General features: G+C 71.6%; 13 protein-coding genes and 2 pseudogenes. 8 read left to right on the forward strand and 7 right to left on the reverse strand.

Features of this window, described 5'->3' with window-relative positions:
• Positions 1-533 precede the first annotated feature (533 nt).
• From E0504_RS17020 to hpnH, 3 genes are all read left to right on the forward strand, one after another.
• Positions 534-1,007: a peroxiredoxin gene (locus E0504_RS17020; RefSeq protein WP_112106916.1), complete on the forward strand. Its 474-nt coding sequence runs from the start codon at positions 534-536 to the stop codon at positions 1,005-1,007.
• Positions 1,008-1,600: 593 nt separating this feature from the next.
• Entirely contained in the window at positions 1,601-1,972 is a 372-nt protein-coding gene (locus E0504_RS17025) for a hypothetical protein (protein WP_020463613.1), read from the forward strand.
• A gap of 1,147 nt (positions 1,973-3,119) precedes the next feature.
• Positions 3,120-4,118 (forward strand): adenosyl-hopene transferase HpnH, encoded by a 999-nt coding sequence (gene hpnH, locus E0504_RS17030; RefSeq protein WP_112106915.1) that lies wholly within the window; start codon positions 3,120-3,122, stop codon positions 4,116-4,118.
• Between the two features lie 123 nt (positions 4,119-4,241).
• Here the strand turns inward: hpnH and E0504_RS17035 are convergent, their stop codons facing one another.
• The gene (locus tag E0504_RS17035) at positions 4,242-5,111 is read right to left on the reverse strand and encodes a helix-turn-helix transcriptional regulator (RefSeq protein ID WP_112106914.1); all 870 of its coding nucleotides are present in this window, start codon (positions 5,109-5,111) and stop codon (positions 4,242-4,244) included.
• Positions 5,112-5,540: 429 nt separating this feature from the next.
• On the opposite strand from E0504_RS17035, the gene E0504_RS17040 reads away from it, so the two are divergent.
• The gene (locus E0504_RS17040; RefSeq protein ID WP_112106913.1) at positions 5,541-5,780 is read left to right on the forward strand and encodes a hypothetical protein; all 240 of its coding nucleotides are present in this window, start codon (positions 5,541-5,543) and stop codon (positions 5,778-5,780) included.
• 197 nt (positions 5,781-5,977) lie between these two features.
• On the opposite strand, the gene E0504_RS17045 is transcribed toward E0504_RS17040, so the two are convergent.
• From E0504_RS17045 to E0504_RS17060, 4 genes are read right to left on the reverse strand one after another with little or no spacing between them, the layout of a single operon-like run.
• The gene (locus tag E0504_RS17045) at positions 5,978-6,949 is read right to left on the reverse strand and encodes an LLM class flavin-dependent oxidoreductase (protein ID WP_112106912.1); all 972 of its coding nucleotides are present in this window, start codon (positions 6,947-6,949) and stop codon (positions 5,978-5,980) included.
• Between the two features lie 47 nt (positions 6,950-6,996).
• Complete coding sequence (locus E0504_RS17050) at positions 6,997-8,187, reverse strand: XdhC/CoxI family protein (protein ID WP_131625084.1); 1,191 nt, start codon at positions 8,185-8,187, stop codon at positions 6,997-6,999.
• The gene (locus tag E0504_RS17055) at positions 8,180-9,352 is read right to left on the reverse strand and encodes a VWA domain-containing protein (RefSeq protein ID WP_112106910.1); all 1,173 of its coding nucleotides are present in this window, start codon (positions 9,350-9,352) and stop codon (positions 8,180-8,182) included. The genes E0504_RS17050 and E0504_RS17055 overlap by 8 nt, the downstream gene beginning before the upstream one ends.
• A complete protein-coding gene (locus E0504_RS17060) occupies positions 9,349-10,227 on the reverse strand; it encodes a MoxR family ATPase (protein ID WP_112106909.1) in 879 nt (292 codons plus the stop codon). The genes E0504_RS17055 and E0504_RS17060 overlap by 4 nt, the downstream gene beginning before the upstream one ends.
• A gap of 83 nt (positions 10,228-10,310) precedes the next feature.
• Here E0504_RS17060 and E0504_RS17065 point away from each other — a divergent pair, with 83 nt between their 5' ends.
• From E0504_RS17065 to E0504_RS17075, 3 genes and pseudogenes are all read left to right on the forward strand, one after another.
• Complete coding sequence (locus E0504_RS17065) at positions 10,311-10,946, forward strand: NTP transferase domain-containing protein (protein WP_131625085.1); 636 nt, start codon at positions 10,311-10,313, stop codon at positions 10,944-10,946.
• A 141-nt stretch (positions 10,947-11,087) separates the two neighbouring features.
• Positions 11,088-13,117: pseudogene (locus tag E0504_RS17070) on the forward strand (xanthine dehydrogenase family protein molybdopterin-binding subunit).
• 11 nt (positions 13,118-13,128) lie between these two features.
• Positions 13,129-13,848 (forward strand): SRPBCC family protein, encoded by a 720-nt coding sequence (locus E0504_RS17075; RefSeq protein WP_131625086.1) that lies wholly within the window; start codon positions 13,129-13,131, stop codon positions 13,846-13,848.
• On the opposite strand, the pseudogene E0504_RS17080 reads toward E0504_RS17075, so the two are convergent.
• Both E0504_RS17080 and E0504_RS17085 read right to left on the reverse strand, forming a co-directional pair.
• Positions 13,845-14,042, reverse strand: a pseudogene (locus tag E0504_RS17080) ((2Fe-2S)-binding protein); the annotation flags it as partial. The gene E0504_RS17075 and the pseudogene E0504_RS17080 sit on opposite strands and share 4 nt — an antisense overlap.
• Positions 14,043-14,124: 82 nt before the next feature.
• Positions 14,125-14,868, reverse strand: a complete 744-nt coding sequence (locus E0504_RS17085) for an ankyrin repeat domain-containing protein (RefSeq protein ID WP_112106906.1) — start codon at positions 14,866-14,868, stop codon at positions 14,125-14,127.
• A 130-nt stretch (positions 14,869-14,998) separates the two neighbouring features.
• Here E0504_RS17085 and E0504_RS17090 point away from each other — a divergent pair, with 130 nt between their 5' ends.
• On the forward strand, positions 14,999-15,325 hold the full coding sequence (locus tag E0504_RS17090) for a thioredoxin family protein (protein ID WP_200835326.1): 327 nt from the start codon (positions 14,999-15,001) through the stop codon (positions 15,323-15,325).
• The last annotated feature ends 17 nt before the right edge of the window (positions 15,326-15,342 follow it).

The following is a 15,342-nucleotide window of genomic DNA, read 5'->3' on the forward strand; positions in this document are numbered from 1 at the left end:
AGGGCCCTTGGTCCCTCAATAGAAGAACAATGTCCAGACGACACCACCGCGCACCACCCGCCCCTACACCGGACCTCCCGGCACCTTCCCCGAGGCCCGAGCCGCACCCCAACCCGATCCCATCCCGGCACCGGACAGAAGCGTGGCGACCGAGTGACACCATGGACTCTCTCAGTCGCCACACTTCAGATCCCACGCCCGCTCGGGGCTCGGACGCCCCGTCCCCCGCGAGCTCCGCGGCCCGTGGGTGGGTGGAAAGGTGACCGAAACAGCCGAAAACGTGACACGGCGCTTTACGTCACCGGTACGGTTACCTAATTCAGCCATCCACGGCTTGGCCGTCATCCACCACGGGCGCGGGTCCAGTGACCCGGCGCACGCGACCGGTCCCCGCCGCGGCGCACCCGGAAGGAGCCAGATGTCGAGTCTTCTCGACGATCCCACCAGGCGGGTTCACCCCGGCTGCCCCCGTGACCCGGGCCGCCGTGTCATGCCCGGCGGGTCGCTCGGCCGCGAGTGGGGGGTGGCCTGAGATGGCGACGCCCGCGATCGGTCAGCCGGCGCCCGACTTCACCCTGCCCGGCCTGACGCTGACCGGTGAGGAGGCCACCCGGTCCGAGTTCGCCCTCTCCGGGGAGCGGGGCCACCCGGTCGTCCTCGCCTTCTACCCGGGTGACAACACTCCGGTCTGCACGAAGCAGATGTGTTCCTACGCCGCCGGCATCGAGGTGTTCCGTGACCTCGGGGCCCTGGTCTGGGGAATCAGCCCGCAGGACCTCGACAGCCACGAAGCCTTCGCCCGTTCGTATTCTCTCGGCTTTCCCCTGCTCGCGGACGACGACCGCACGGTCGTCAAGCAGTATGGCATCTCCCTGCCAGGACTCGGACTACGCCGGTCGGTGTTCCTCGTGGATGCGAACGGCATACTACGCTGGAAGCAGGTCGGGCTGATCGGTGTGACCTACTCCGACGTGGAGACGATCGCCAAGCAGATCGCTCAGCTCTGAGCACACGTTCCGCTCTGAACGCGTGCTCGGCGTGGCCCGTGGCATCGCGGGCGGCTCCCGGTTGTAGGCCGTAGGACCGGAGGGCCGTCCACGGAACGATGGTGGATCGCCTGCCACGTGGGGGCTTCGGGGCGGTGTGGCGGGGCCGAGACCACCGCGGCCACGGGACGAATCGGCCGGGTCGCGTGCCCGTCCCGCCGGCGCCGCCTGCTCCTGGGGCTCGACACCTGTCTTGACCTGCGGTTATACGAATTCAGGTAGACAATCCCACGGACCTCTCAATTTATGCACTCGCGACACTCTAATTGCCTGGTCAGTCGATCACCGTGCGAAGTGCTCCACCAATGCACGGGTCAGATCTGCCCGAATCCTGGTGAGATGGCCCTGACAGGCACCTGCGAGTTGGCATTGCCGGGAGAGAGGGCCGCCACGACATGGCGCTCGACGACCCGGAGAGTGCCCCCATTTTCAGGTGGGGCGAAATGCGGATAAGGCTCGGGACCTGGTGGTTTGCACGAGCGGACCGATCCGCCAACGACGAAGGCAGTGACCTGGCTGCCCTGGAAGAAGTTGATGATCACGTGGGAGGCGACATGAACAGCGTCGACGTTGCACTGAAGGAATCGCTGGAGATCGAGGGGGCGACCGGGGTCGCCCTCGTCGACTTCACGAGTGGGATGACGCTCGGCAAGCTGAGCAACATCCATAACTTCGACCTGGAGATCGCGGCCGCCGGGAACACCGAGGTCGTCCGGGCGAAGATCCGCACGATGGAGAGCCTCGGCCTGCAGGACACCATCGAGGACATCCTCATCACCCTCGGTCGGCAGTACCACCTGATCAGGCTTCTGAGCAGCCACACTGGGCGCGGCCTGTTCCTGTATCTGGTGCTGGACAAGAGCCGCGCGAACCTGGCGATGGCCCGCCACCGGTTGCGCACCATCGAGTCACGCCTCGACATGTGACGTCCGCCAGCTCGTGGTCGGCCGCCGCCGGCACGGTCCGCCCGGGACGGCGCTCCCGCGGCGGGGCCGAACCACGAGCGCGCCGGTGCCGGCCCCGACGACGCTGACCGGCACCGGTTCCCGATGACGCCGCCCGACAACGGTTCCTGACAACGGTTCCCGACAACGCCGCCCGGCACCCGCCGGATCGTGTCGGCTACGAAGCCACCCCGGCTCCAGCACTGGACGATCAGGCGCACCGCGCCCGGCACCGTGATCACCACCGGTGCACACCACCTCGACGGCACCGACGCCCAAGCCGGCGAACGGAACCCGTCGGCCCGCGCGACCGGGCGGGCCATGCGTGGCCGCGCACCGCCCGCGCCCACGCGATCTCCGCCGTCTCCTCGGCTGCCTCTGCGCCCCCGTCTCCTCCGCGCGTTCCACTCCCTCTGCGCCCGCGGGCTCCTTCGTCTCCCCCAGGCCGGGATGCCGCGGCCGAGCGTCTGCTCCCCCGCATACACGTCGATCGCCCCCGCCGGCCGCCGGGACCGGCTCCGCCGGGCGCCCCCGTACTGGTATCGGCGCCCCGAGGCCGCGCCGGGACGATTCCGCGTCCCGGGACCGGGCCCGGTGCCGGTGCCCGCCGAGACGTACCGCGTGACCGGGGTCTTCAGTCCGGTGGCGGCATCCGACGGCCCGCCCGCGTCCCGGTACCGGATGGCACGGTGACCCGCCCGCCCGATGACCCGGCACGTTCGGGCGCGGCGCATTTCCGTCCACCGGGTTACGGTCGTGGCTCCGACCTGCTTCGCCGGGCCTGACTGGCCGGGCAACGGCTTTCGCGGGTGCGTACGCGAGCAGTCGGACGTCCGCCGCCTCGACGGGCGTTGTGCCCTTGACGATGACCTAAGACGGGCCCAAAGGTCCAGTTCGATGTGAGACCGCGGTAGCCGGCGGGTACGTGAAAATCGCATCTCGCTTCGGTAAACGGGCTGGTGGCGACATAGTTGACCGGAAAAAGATCTCGGCCAGCCGGTTAAGTAGCTCTCATCGAAGAATTTTTCCAAGAACTAGATAAGGCGCCTCCTTAGACTTAGGGGAGCGGTACGGCATCGCGACTCCACCACCCACCAGGCGAACGTAGATCAACACCGGAAGGGTGAATATGAGCATTCCGCGGCGTCAGGCGATCAAGATCGGTGCCTATCTGCTGAAGCAGAAAATCGCACGTCGAGACAAGTTCCCGATCACGCTCGAGCTGGAACCGCTGTTCGCGTGCAACCTCTCCTGCGAGGGCTGCGGCAAGATCCAGCACCCCGCGGACGTCCTCAAGCAGCGCATGCCGGTCGAGCAGGCGCTCGCCGCCGTCGACGAGTGCGGCGCGCCCGTCGTGTGTCTGGCGGGTGGCGAGCCGCTGATGCACCCACAGATCGAGCAGATCGTGGAAGGCCTGGTCAAGCGCAAGAAGTTCATCTACCTCTGCACGAACGCGGTGCTGCTCCCGCGCAAGATCGACAAGCTGAAGCCCTCGCCGTACCTGTCGCTCGCGGTGCACATCGACGGGCTCGAGGACCGCCACGACGAGTCCGTGGCGAAGAAGGGCGTCTTCGCCCAGGCCGTCGACGCGATCAAGGACGCGCAGGAACGCGGATTCCGGGTGACGACGAACACCACGTTCTTCAACACCGACACCCCGCAAACCGTCATCGAGGTGCTGGACTTCCTGAACAACGACCTCAATGTCGACGGCATGATGCTCTCGCCGGCCTACGCCTACGAGAAGGCCCCTGAGCAGGACAAGTTCCTGGGCGTCAAGGAGACTCAGGAGCTTTTCCGCAAGGCGTTCGCCGACGGCCGGCGCAAGCGCTGGCGCATCCAGCACTCGCCGCTGTTCCTCGACTTCCTCGAGGGCAAGGTCGACTTCCCCTGCACCGCGTGGGGAATTCCGTCGTACTCCCTCTACGGCTGGCAGAAGCCGTGCTATCTGATGGGTGACGGATACGCCTCGAGCTACCAGGAGCTTCTCGACACCACCGACTGGGAGTCGTACGGCCGCGGCCGCGACCCCCGCTGCGAGAACTGCATGGCCCACTGCGGCTACGAGCCGACGGCCATCGCCGCCACGCTGACCTCGCTGCGGGAGTCCATCCGCGCGACGCGCTGAGACGCTCGGCGAGCGGATGCGGAAGATGATCTCGGTGACGGCGGTCGCGCCCTCCGGCCGGAGGGCGACGACCGCCGCACCGAGGTCCTCCACGCTGCTCCGGCTCGCCGGTTCCAGCGGCCGTCACGCCACCTTCGGAAACTGTTTCTTGAGGCGGTCGATCAGGGTCACGGTGGCCTCCTCCGAACGAGCCATCGCTCCCCACCCCTCGATGAACAGGCCGTCGTAGCTGAGGCCGACCCAGCGGCCGGTGAGCCGGTCACCGTGCGGGTGCAGCGAGAGGAACAGCGTGCCCTTCGACCGCACCGGGCCGTCGACCGCCACGTACCAACCCATGACGATCTCGTTGTCGAAGACGCGCAGCTCGCCCGACCAGAGGTAGCCGCCCTCCTCCAGGGCCAGCCCGCGCGAGACCGCCTCGATGCGGAGGACCTCGCCGGCCTGCTCCACGCTGACCTCCTGCGAGGAGCGGATCTCCTTGCCGTCCCGGAAGGTCTGCCAGGACGTCCACCACCGCCCCGACAGGTCGATCCGGCTCGGTGCCGGGGGCCCGGCCGCTCCGGACCGGGGCGCGGGAACGGCCGACGCGCCCGACGATGCCGGTGCATCGGACAGTGCTGGCACGGCCGGCAGGGCCGCGGCCGCCGCCGGCCCGACCGCGACGGCGCCGCCCCCGACGATGAGCTGTCGGCGATCCGTGATGTCCACCTCCTCCGGGACTCCCCGCCAGATGACGCCCGCCTGACCGCCCTTGTCCTCCAGCCACGCATGACGGCGCAGCTCGACGAGCGCGCCGCCGGCGTTCAGCTCCGCGTCGATCGCGGCCACGAGCGACTGCGACGGCACGCCCAGCAGGCCGCGCTCGGCCTTCGAGAGGTAACTCGGTTGGTAACGCACCCGGTTGGCCAGCTGGGCCTGGCTGAGCCCGGCGGCCTTCCTGCGCTGGACGATTGCGCCCAACAACTTGGCGAGACAGGGTTGTATGTGCTTCACATCGTCTACCCGGGGTCCTCGGTTCTGGTTCGTCGCCGACCGATTCCAGCTGGTCTGACTGTTGTCACACCCACGCGGGCGAGGCGCCGGCCGCCAGGGCCGCCACAATTCGTCCGCTGATCTCCCGTGCTGATCGTGCCATACCGGACCGGCCCGTTGACCGTGCCGCATTCGACGCGCCGGTGGCTCTGTGTCCCTTCCTCCGCATGCCTGCAGTATGACGCCACTCACACCCTCGCCCGATCGCCCGTCATGGTGGACCGTTGGTCGAAGGGAGAGGGGACGCCATCCAGCAGGAACACCGCCCGGACCGGAGCGATACATGACAAAGGGGCGCCGACTCGTCGAGGCCGACCTCGTCGAGGCCGACAGAGTGGCATTAGATTCATTTAAAGAAGTTAAATTCATTTTCCGCAGAGCGAGGCCGGCGTGACGACGCCGAGCCCCCTGCACCCCCCGTCCGAGGAGAGCTGGCGGCACGTCGAGCACGCCGTGCGCGGGAAGTGGGCGGCACCCAGCGCCTACGCCGTCGTGCTCGTCGACGACGCCGGGTCCCCGACCTCCGTCGTCGGGACGTTCCCCGGCCCGATGTCAGCCGAGATGTACGGGCGGATCGTCGGCGCCGACTTCCGCGTCGTACGGGTGGACCCGGCCGATCCGGGGATCTGACCGCGCGGGCCGCCGGCCCGCGAACACGAACGCCGGCTGGAATCGCGAAACCGGGGTTCCACGGGCCCGAAATGCTGATGCCCGAAGCCGGTTCGGGCTTCGGGCATCAGCATTCGGGAACCAGGGATCAGTACGGTCCGCCAGCGGCCAGAAGCGGCGTCGACCGCCGGCGGGCGCGAATCAGACGGGGCGACGGATCAGCGGAAGGCCGGCAGAACCTCGCGCTCGAACAGGCGCAGGCTGTCCCACGCCGACTCGGGCGGCATTCCCCCGCACAGCGGGTGGAGCTGGGTGAACGCGAATGACGCGGCCTTCTGCTCGGCCACGAGCTGCTCGGGCGTCAGCACCCGGTACTGCCCGGTCGTGCGCAGATGGTCGGCATCGACAGCCGTGCGGTACGGAGAGGCCGCGTTGTTCTGGGCCTGCCAGACGCCGTAGGCGTTCGTCTCGTGGAGGAAGAACGGCGACATTCGCTTCCAGCCCTCGTCGGCGTCCTCGGCGAGCGCGGTGACCTGGTTAGGGCCGATCGGGCTCGGTCCGGGATCGGGCCGGCCGAGCTTCTGGACCTCGTCGCGGTAGAACTCCCAGACCTCCGGCACCGAGGGGACGAAGCCGTCGGCGATGCGCGCCGCGCGACGGGCGGCCGGCTCGCTGCTGCCACCGAGCGAGATCTGCGGGCCGCCGGGGCGGAAGGGACCGGGGGTGAGGTGGACCGTCCGGCCGCGGTATTCGAACGGCTCGCCGGAGAACGCGGCCTTGAGGGTCGTCACGGTCTCGGTCACCCGGCGCCCGCGTTCGGACATCGGGATGTCGAACATGGCGAACTCCTCGCGGACGTACCCGCCCGCGACGATCAGGTCGACGCGACCCTTGCTGATGTTGTCGAGGAAGATCAGGTCCTCGGCGAGGCGCAGCGGGTCGTGAAACGGTGCGATGAGCGCCGCGATACGGAAGCGCACCTTGGTGGTGCGGGCGGCCATCGCCGCGAGCATCGGGATCGGGCTGGGAAGGTAGCCGTCCGGCGAGCCGTGGTGCTCCGAGACCGCGATGGTCACGCAGCCCAGCTGGTCAGCCCACTCGGCCATGTCGAGGGCCGCCGCGTAACGGTCGGCCATGGTCGTACCGGCGAGGTCCGGATTACGGAAGTCGAAGCGTAAGGCGAACAGCACGGCCGGAGAGTAACAGGAATCAGATCCGTGCGATCGGCACTCGACGTTCAGCCGTCATGGGCCGACGCCCGCACGTCACCGGCCGGCGCGGATGGATCACCGAACGTCGTGGATGGGTCACCGGCCGGCGCGGACAGGTCATGGTGGATGGGGCCGGACAGCTGCCGTAGCTGGGCGCCCGATCCCCCGTGCCGCGTCGCGATGATCTCCGCGGCGATGGAGATCGCGGTCTCCTCCGGTGTGCGCCCCCCGATGTCCAGGCCGATGGGCGCGTGCAGGCGGGCCAGGTCGGCGTCGGAGAAGCCGAGCTCCCGCAGCCGCCGCGCGCGGTCGGCGTTGGTGCGGCGCGAGCCCATGACGCCGAGGTAGGCCAGCGGCCGGCGCAGCGCGACCTCCAGGAGCGGCACGTCGAACTTCGGATCGTGGGTGAGGACGCAGACGGTCGTGCGCTCGTCCACCGCCGTCGCGGCGAGGTAGCGGTGCGGCCAGTCGACGACCACCTCGTCGGCCTCGGGGAACCGCCTGCGGGTGGCGAACGTCGCCCGTGCGTCGCACACGGTCACCCGGTAGCCGAGGAAGGCGCCCACCCTGGCCAGGGCGGCGGCGAAGTCGATGGCACCGAAGACGATCAGCCGCGGCCGCGGCGCGTAGGAGGCGACGAAGACGGCACTGTCGTCACCGCGCCGCTCGCCGTCCGGGCCGTAGCGGACGATGCCCGTCCGGCCCTGCTCCAGCATCCCGCGCGCGTCGTCGCGGACGGCCGTGTCGAACCGCGCGCTGCCGAGGGTGCCCTCGACGGAGCCCGGCCGGACGACGAGGCGGGACCCGACGGTGCTGGTGCCCACCCCGCTGACCAGCGTCGCGACCGCGACCGGCCGGCCGTCCCGGACGTCGGCGAGGATCCCGCCGAGCTCGGGGAACGTCCGCCGGCTCACCGCCTCGACGAAGACGTCGATGATGCCCCCGCAGGTGAGGCCCACCGCGAACGCGTCGTCGTCACTGACCCCGTAGCGCTGCAGGACGGGGACGGACGTCGCGCGGCACTGCTCGGCCAGGTCGTACACGGCCCCCTCGACGCAGCCGCCCGAGACACTGCCCACGACCGAGCCGTCCGGGGTGACAGCCATCGCCGCGCCCGGCTGGCGCGGGGCCGACTTCCAGGTGCCGACGACCGTCGCCAGGCCCACGGTCTCCCCCGCCTGCCACCAGCTCTCGAGGTCGGGGAGCACGTCACGCATCGGAGATCACCTCGGCAAGTCCTCGCAGTGCCTGGAACGTATGCCCGGCCAGCAGGTCGTCCACGTGGGGAAGCGCCGCGGACATACCTGCGGCGGTCGGCGTGAACCCGTCCCGGCCGGTGTGCGGGTTCACCCAGAGGACCCGGTGCGCGAGCCGGGCCAGCCGGGCCATCTGCTCGGCGAGCAGGGTGACGTCGCCGCGCTCCCACCCGTCGGACACGATCACCACGACCGCCTGGCGGGCGGTGCCCCGCTGCCCCCACAGGTCGAGGAAGGCGCGCAGCGACTCCCCGAGGCGGGTGCCGCCGCTCCAGTCGGGAATCGCCTCGCCGGCCGCCCGCAGGGCCTCCCCCGCGTCCCGCAGCCGCAGCGGACGGGTGAGTCGCGTCAGCCTGGTCCCACAGGTGAACACCTCGGTGGCGAACGGGGCGACCCGGACGGCGGCGTGCGCGAAGCGCAGCATCACGTCGGCGTAGGGGCTCATGGAACCGCTGACGTCGACGAGGAACACCAGCCGCCGGGGCCGTACCCGCGGGCGCGCGCGGACGAGCTCACCGGGCTCGCCGCCGTCGCGCAGCATGGCGCGCACGGTGCGGCGCGGGTCGAGCCCGCGGTTCCCGCCGGGCCGGCGCCGGCGGCTGGGACGGGACCCGACCCGGGGGGCGAGCAGGCCGACGAGCCGGTCGATCTCGGCCCGCTCCGCCGGGCTGAGGTCCGCGACGTCGCGGCGGCGCAGCAGCTCGACGTCGCTCGCGCCGACGGGGAGCGGGTCGGCCGGGCTGTCGTCACCGTCGTCGCGCGCGGTGCCGGCGCCGCTGGACGGCCAGACCCGCACCGCCCGCGACGACGGCGCGACGGCCCCGGCGGCGGCCTGCCCGGGCAGCCCGTCGAGGCGCCCGCGGAACCACTCGTCGAACAGCGCGTCGTAGCGCGGCAGGTCGTCCGGTTCGGCGCACAGCGCCAGGCGACCGGCCCAGTACACGTCGGCGGCGCTGGTGGGATCGAGGTGGGTGAGTGCCTGCACCGCCGTCGCGACCCGGCTCGCGTCCGCCGCCGCGCCGGCGCCGCGCAGCGCGCGGGCGAACCCGGTCAGGGCGACCAGCGGGTCCGGTTCGGCGAGCGGACCCCCGGCGGACGGACCCGCGGCGGACGGCCGCGCGTTCACGTCAGCCCGCCGACGATCTCGCCCAGCTCCCGCTCTGCGCGGACGATGTCCTCCCGGTACTTCAGCACCGCGCCCAGCGTCATCCGCGCCGCCTCCCCGTCGAGGCGGGAGCGGCCGAGGGTGTGCAGGGCCAGCGCCCAGTCGATCGTCTCGGCGATGCCGGGCGGCTTGAGCAGGCCCGCCTCCCGCAGCCACGCGGTGGCCCGGGCGACGTCCGCGACGAGCTGGCGCGCCGCGCCCGGCACCCGCCGCCGGACGATCTCCACCTCCCGGGCGAAGTCCGGATGGTCCAGCCACAGGTAGAGGCAGCGGCGCTTCAGCGCGTCGTGCACCTCACGGGTCCGGTTCGAGGTGATCACCGTCAGCGGCGGGACGTCCGCCCGGATCGTGCCGATCTCCGGGACCGTCACCGAGCCCTCGGCGAGCACCTCGAGCAGGAACGCCTCGAACTCGTCGTCAGCGCGGTCGATCTCGTCGACGAGCAGGACGGCGGGGCTCTGCTCGAGTGCCTGCAGCACCGGGCGGGCGATCAGGAAGCGGCGGTCGTACAGCGAGGCCTCGATCTCGCCCGGGTCCGCGCTGCCGGCGGCGGCACGCAGGTGGAGGACCTGGCGCGGGAAGTCCCAGTCGTAGAGCGCCTGGCTCACGTCGATGCCCTCGTAGCACTGCAGGCGGATCAGGCGGGCCTGGCAGACCGTGGCCAGTGCGTGCGCCAGCGCGGTCTTGCCGACGCCGGGGTCGCCCTCCACGAACAGCGGCCGGCCCATCCGCAGGGCGAGGAACGCGGCGGTGGCGACGCCCTCGTCCGGCACGTACCCGGCCGCGTCGAGCGCACCGGCCACCGCCGCCGGGTCGGCGAAGTCACGTAACGGCATGACGGCGAGTTTGACATCCTCCCCGCCCCGGTTCCCGCCACGCGGGCGGGACCAGACTGACCGACGGGACCAGACTGGCCGGCATGACCGGACACGCACCGGCCCGGATCGTCGCGGCCGTGCTCGCGGCGGGCGGCGGCAGCCGGATGGGCGCGCCGAAGGCCGAGCTCGTCGTGGGCGGGGCGCGGCTGGTGGACCGCGCGGTGGCCGCCGCGCGGGACGCCGGCTGCCGCTGGATCATCGCGGTGGTCCGGGACGGCACGGCCGTTCCAGGCGCGGACGTCGTGGTGAACCCTGACCCCGGCCGCGGGCAGCGCAGCTCGCTCACACTCGCGCTGGACCGCGCCCGCGGCCCGGCGCCCACTGCCGATACGGCGGGGGTAAACGCGGTCGCGGTGCTGCTGGTCGACACCCCCGGGATCGGCGCGGACGCGGTGCGCGCCGTCCTGGCGGCCTGGCGGCCGGGCCGGGTCGCCGTCGGCCGCTACGGCGGCCGGCGCGGACATCCGATCGTCATGGCGCCGCGGCTGTGGCGCGAGGCGATCGCGCTCGCCGGTGCCGACGAGGGTGCGCGCCGCTTCCTCGCCGCGCACCCGGATCTGGTCGACGAGGTGCCGGTCCCGGGTGATCCCGCCGACCTCGACACCCCGGAGGATGTACGGCGCTGGCCCGGTTCCCGCCCGTCCGCGGCCGGCACCGCCGCGGACGCGCCCTCCTGAGCGGTCGCCCAACATCGTCGAGCCCGGACGGCTAGAGTCGTGCGCCGGCGGCATGTGAGACGTACGCGACATCTGTGACGTACGCGGTATGCCGGCTATCCGACCGTCCGGCCGTCCGGCGCACGAACGGAGCAGGTGCTCATGCGCGAGACCACCGCGGCGCGTTATGCGGGCACCCGGGTCCAGCGGGTGGAGGACGGGCGCCTGCTCACCGGGCACGGCACGTTCGTGGACGACGTCCGGCGGCCGGGCATGCTGCACACCTGCTTCGTGCGCAGCCCGTTCACCCACGCCCGCGTCACCCATGTCGACATCTCGGCCGCGCTGGACCTCCCCGGTGTCCACGCCGTGTTCCTCGCCGCCGATCTCAACCCGGACATCCGCGAGCAGTGGTACACCTCGATGGGCAAGGACATCCCGGACACGCCCCGGCCGGCGCTCGCCTCGGACGAGGTCCGCTTCGTCGGCGACCCGGTCGCCCTGGTGATCGCCGAGAGTCGGTACATCGCCGAGGACGCGACCGAGCTGGTCGAGGTCGACTACGACCCGCTGCCCGCCGTCGCCGACTACCGCGACGCCGAGACGGCGGACGCCCTGGTGCACGAGGCCTACCCCGGCAACGTCGCCGGGAGGATGGGCGGCCCGCCGCCGGCCGCGGCCGAGGAGGTCTTCGCCGCCGCGGCGCACGTCGCCGACGAGACCATCTACCAGCAGGGCTACGCCGCGGTGCCGATCGAGACCCGCGGGCTGGTCGTCGAGTGGTCCGCCGGTGAGCTCACGATCTGGGCTGCGACGCAGGCCCCGCACGAGGTCCGGGCGTTCTGCGCCCGGCTGCTCGACCTGCCCGAGCAGTGCGTCCGGGTCATCATGCGCGACACCGGCGGCGGCTTCGGCCAGAAGGTCATCCCGCTGCGCGAGGACATGTGCGTCATGCTGGCGGCCCGCAAGGTCCCCGCCGCGATCAAGTGGATCGAGGACCGGCGCGAGAACCTGATGTCGGCCGGCCAGGCCCGCCACGAGCACGGCCGGGCGCGGATGGCGTTCGCCGCCGACGGCGAGATCCTCGCCGCCCACATCGACCACGCCCAGGACGTCGGCTCCTACCCCAGCCCGTGGCCGGTCGGGACGTCGGCGGCCGTCGGGATGATCTTTCCGGGCCCGTACCGGATCCCCCAGGCCACCTGGTCGACGGTCTCGCTGTTCTCGAACACCAGCGGCCGGACGGCCTACCGGGGCCCCTGGCAGTTCGAGTCGATGGCCCGCGAGGTGCTCCTCGACATCGCCGCCCGGCAGATGGGCCTCGACCCGGTCGCGCTGCGCTGGCGCAACCTGCTCGGCCTGGCCGACATGCCGTACGTGAACCCGTGCGGGATGCCCTACGACCACATGTCCCCGCGGGAGACCTTCGACCTAGCGTTGGAGATGCTCGACTACGGGGCGTTCCGCCGCGAGCAGCACGAGGCCCGCGCGGCCGGCCGCTACCTCGGGGTCGGCACCTGCAGCTATGTGGAGCCCACCTCGACCGGGATGGGGTACTACGCCACCGAGGGCGCCACGATCCGCATCGAGCCGTCCGGCGCGGTGAACGTCTATGTGGCCGGCGGCTCGACCGGCAACAGCATCGAGACGACGGTGGTGCAGCTGACCGCCGACGCGCTGGGCGTCGACCTCGACCAGGTCGCCACGATCCAGGGCGACACGGCGGTCACGCCGTTCGGCGCCGGCACCGCCGGCAGCCGCAGCGGCTCAAGGTCACGCTGCTGCGCCACATCGTCGGCGAGGACGTCGGCCCGATGATCAACCCGAACGTCGTCGAGGGGCAGATCGCCGGCGGAACCGTGCAGGGCATCGGCGGCGCCCTGCTGGAGAACCTCGCCTACGACCCCGACGGCAACCCGCTCGCCTCGACGTTCGTCGACTACCTCCTCCCGACGACCACCGAGGTCCCGACGATCGAGTACGGCCACCTGGAGACCCCCGCGCCCGACCCGGGAGGCTACAAGGGGGTCGGCGAGGGCGGCGCGATCGGCTCGGCCCCGGCGGTCGTCAACGCCGTAGCCGACGCGCTGGCCCCGTTCGGAGTGAAGATCACAAGTTTGCCCGCCAGCCCCGCGACGATCGTCTCGCTGCTGGAGAAGGCGCGCCGGTCGTCCGCGGCGCCGACACCGTGAGGACATAAGCAGTGGAGCTGACCAACGAGTTCCGGGTCGCCGTGCCGATCGACCGGGCATGGGACGTGCTGACCGACCTCGAACTGATCGCACCGTGCATGCCGGGCGCCGAGCTGTTGTCGGTCGAGGGCGAGGAGTACCGCGGCGCGGTCAAGGTGAAGGTCGGGCCGATCACCGCCCAGTACAAGGGCAAGGCCACCTTCCAGGAGAAGGACCACGCCGCCCACCGGGCCGTGATCAGGGCTGACGGCCGCGAGACCCGCGGCCAGGGCAACGCCAGCGCGGTCATCACCGCCACCCTCACCGAGGACGGCGACGCGACCGCCGTCCGGCTCTCCACCGACCTCACCATCTCCGGCAAGGCCGCGCAGTTCGGCCGCGGCGTGCTCGCCGACGTGAGCGCCAAGCTGCTCCGGCAGTTCGTCCAGTGCCTGGAGAGCAACGTCCTCTCCGCGGCCCCCGCCTCCGTACCCGACTCAGCACCTGACGACACTCCCGTTGCCGCGGCGGACGTTCCCGCTCCTCACCAGGAAGCTGCCACGCGCCCCGCTCCGCGCCCGGCCGGCGGGGACATCACAGCCGCCCGCGCGGAGGCGCGCGGCCAGGAGCCCGTCCCGGTGAACCTGCTCGGGACGATCGCCGTGCCCGTGGCGAAGCGGATGGCACCGGTCGCGGCGGTGCTCGTCGTCGCCCTGTGGCTGATCCGGCGCGCGGGACGGCCCCGGCGCTAACCGTCCGCGCTGGTTGCACCGGTGGCCGCGGCGCGGCGCACCGCCTCGAGGATTCCCTGGTAGCCGGTGCAGCGGCAGTAGTTCCCCGACAGGCCCTCGCGGATCTCCTCGTCCGACGGGCTCGGGATGTCGCGCAGCAGCGCGGTGATGGAAATGACGAAACCCGGGGTGCAGAAGCCGCACTGCAAGCGCCTTCGCCGGGCCCACCCGGCTCAGTGGACCGGCAGGGGTGCGGTGGTCAGTGGAGGCGGTGTGCAGAGGATGCGCTGGTGTTCGTCAGCACTGTGTCTTGCTGGTGGTTCCGGTGGACCGGGCGCCGCGGTGGTGCAGCCAGGCGACGAGTTCGTTGGCTCCGGTGCGTTGGGCGGCGTCGAGAGGTGTCAGGTCGTCGTAACCGACCCAGTTGATGTCGGCGCCGTGGTCGAGGAGGTATTCGGCGGTGCGGCGTTGGCCGCCGTGGCAGGCGCTCCAGAATGCGCGGGTGGTGTCTTCGGCGGTCGGGGGCGGTGTCGCGTCGAAGGCGGCGGTGAGGCGGTCGAGCAGGTCGAGGGCGGCGGCGTGCCAGAGGGTGGTGCTGGCGCCGCGTTCGACGAGCCGCCGGGCGGCTTTCCACTGGCCGAAGGCGCAGGCGTCGTCGAGCGGGGTGCCGCCGCCGATGACCGCACCTTCGGCCTCGATGTCGGCTCCGGCGTCGAGCAGCGCGTCGAGGACGGCGACGTCGTCGCTGCTGGCGGCCCAGTGCAGCGGGGTTTCCGTGTGGGGCCCGGTGAACCGGGCGTCGACGTCGGCGCCCGCCTCGACCAGGGTGGCCACGGTGGCGGGGCCGTTCGGGTAGTGGCCGGGCCAGTCGGTGGCGACGTGAAGCATGGTCCGGGACATCCCCTGGTCCCCCTCGTCTCCGAGGTGAACGGTGGCAAGTTCGGGGTGGTCGGCGAGTAGCTGGCGCAGTGTGGGCAGGTCGCCGGCGTGGACGGCGGCGACCGCGGCGACGGCGCGCGGGTCGTCGGTGCTGATGAACACAGCCGGTCCTCTCGCTTTGTGACCGGCACGTGCCGGCGGCGGGCGTCGTCGCCCGGGTCGAGTGTTGCCGGGCGTGAAAGGTCGGTCAACGCTGGTGTGGGCCACTCGCTCTGACCGGACGGAGGCGAGGGTGACGGTGCTTGTCGAACTGCTCTATGTCACGGACTGCCCGAACTACCGGCCGTTGCTGGCCCACCTGGGTTACCTGCTGACACGTGCGGGCGTGCACGAGCCGGTGCGGCTCGTCGAGGTCGAAGGTCCCGAGAGGGCGCGGACGCTGCGGTTCCTGGGCTCGCCGACGCTGCGGGTCGACGGCCGCGACGTCGACCCGTCGGCGGCGAGCCGGATCGACTACGGGTTGCAGTGCCGGGTCTATCCCACCGCCGACGGCTTGCGCGGCAGTCCGCCGGACGACTGGGTGCTCGACGCGGTCACGGACGCCGCCGGGGGCCGCTAGTGCGCTGGCCATGAACG

The sequence above is a fragment of the Parafrankia sp. BMG5.11 genome (assembly GCF_004337455.1).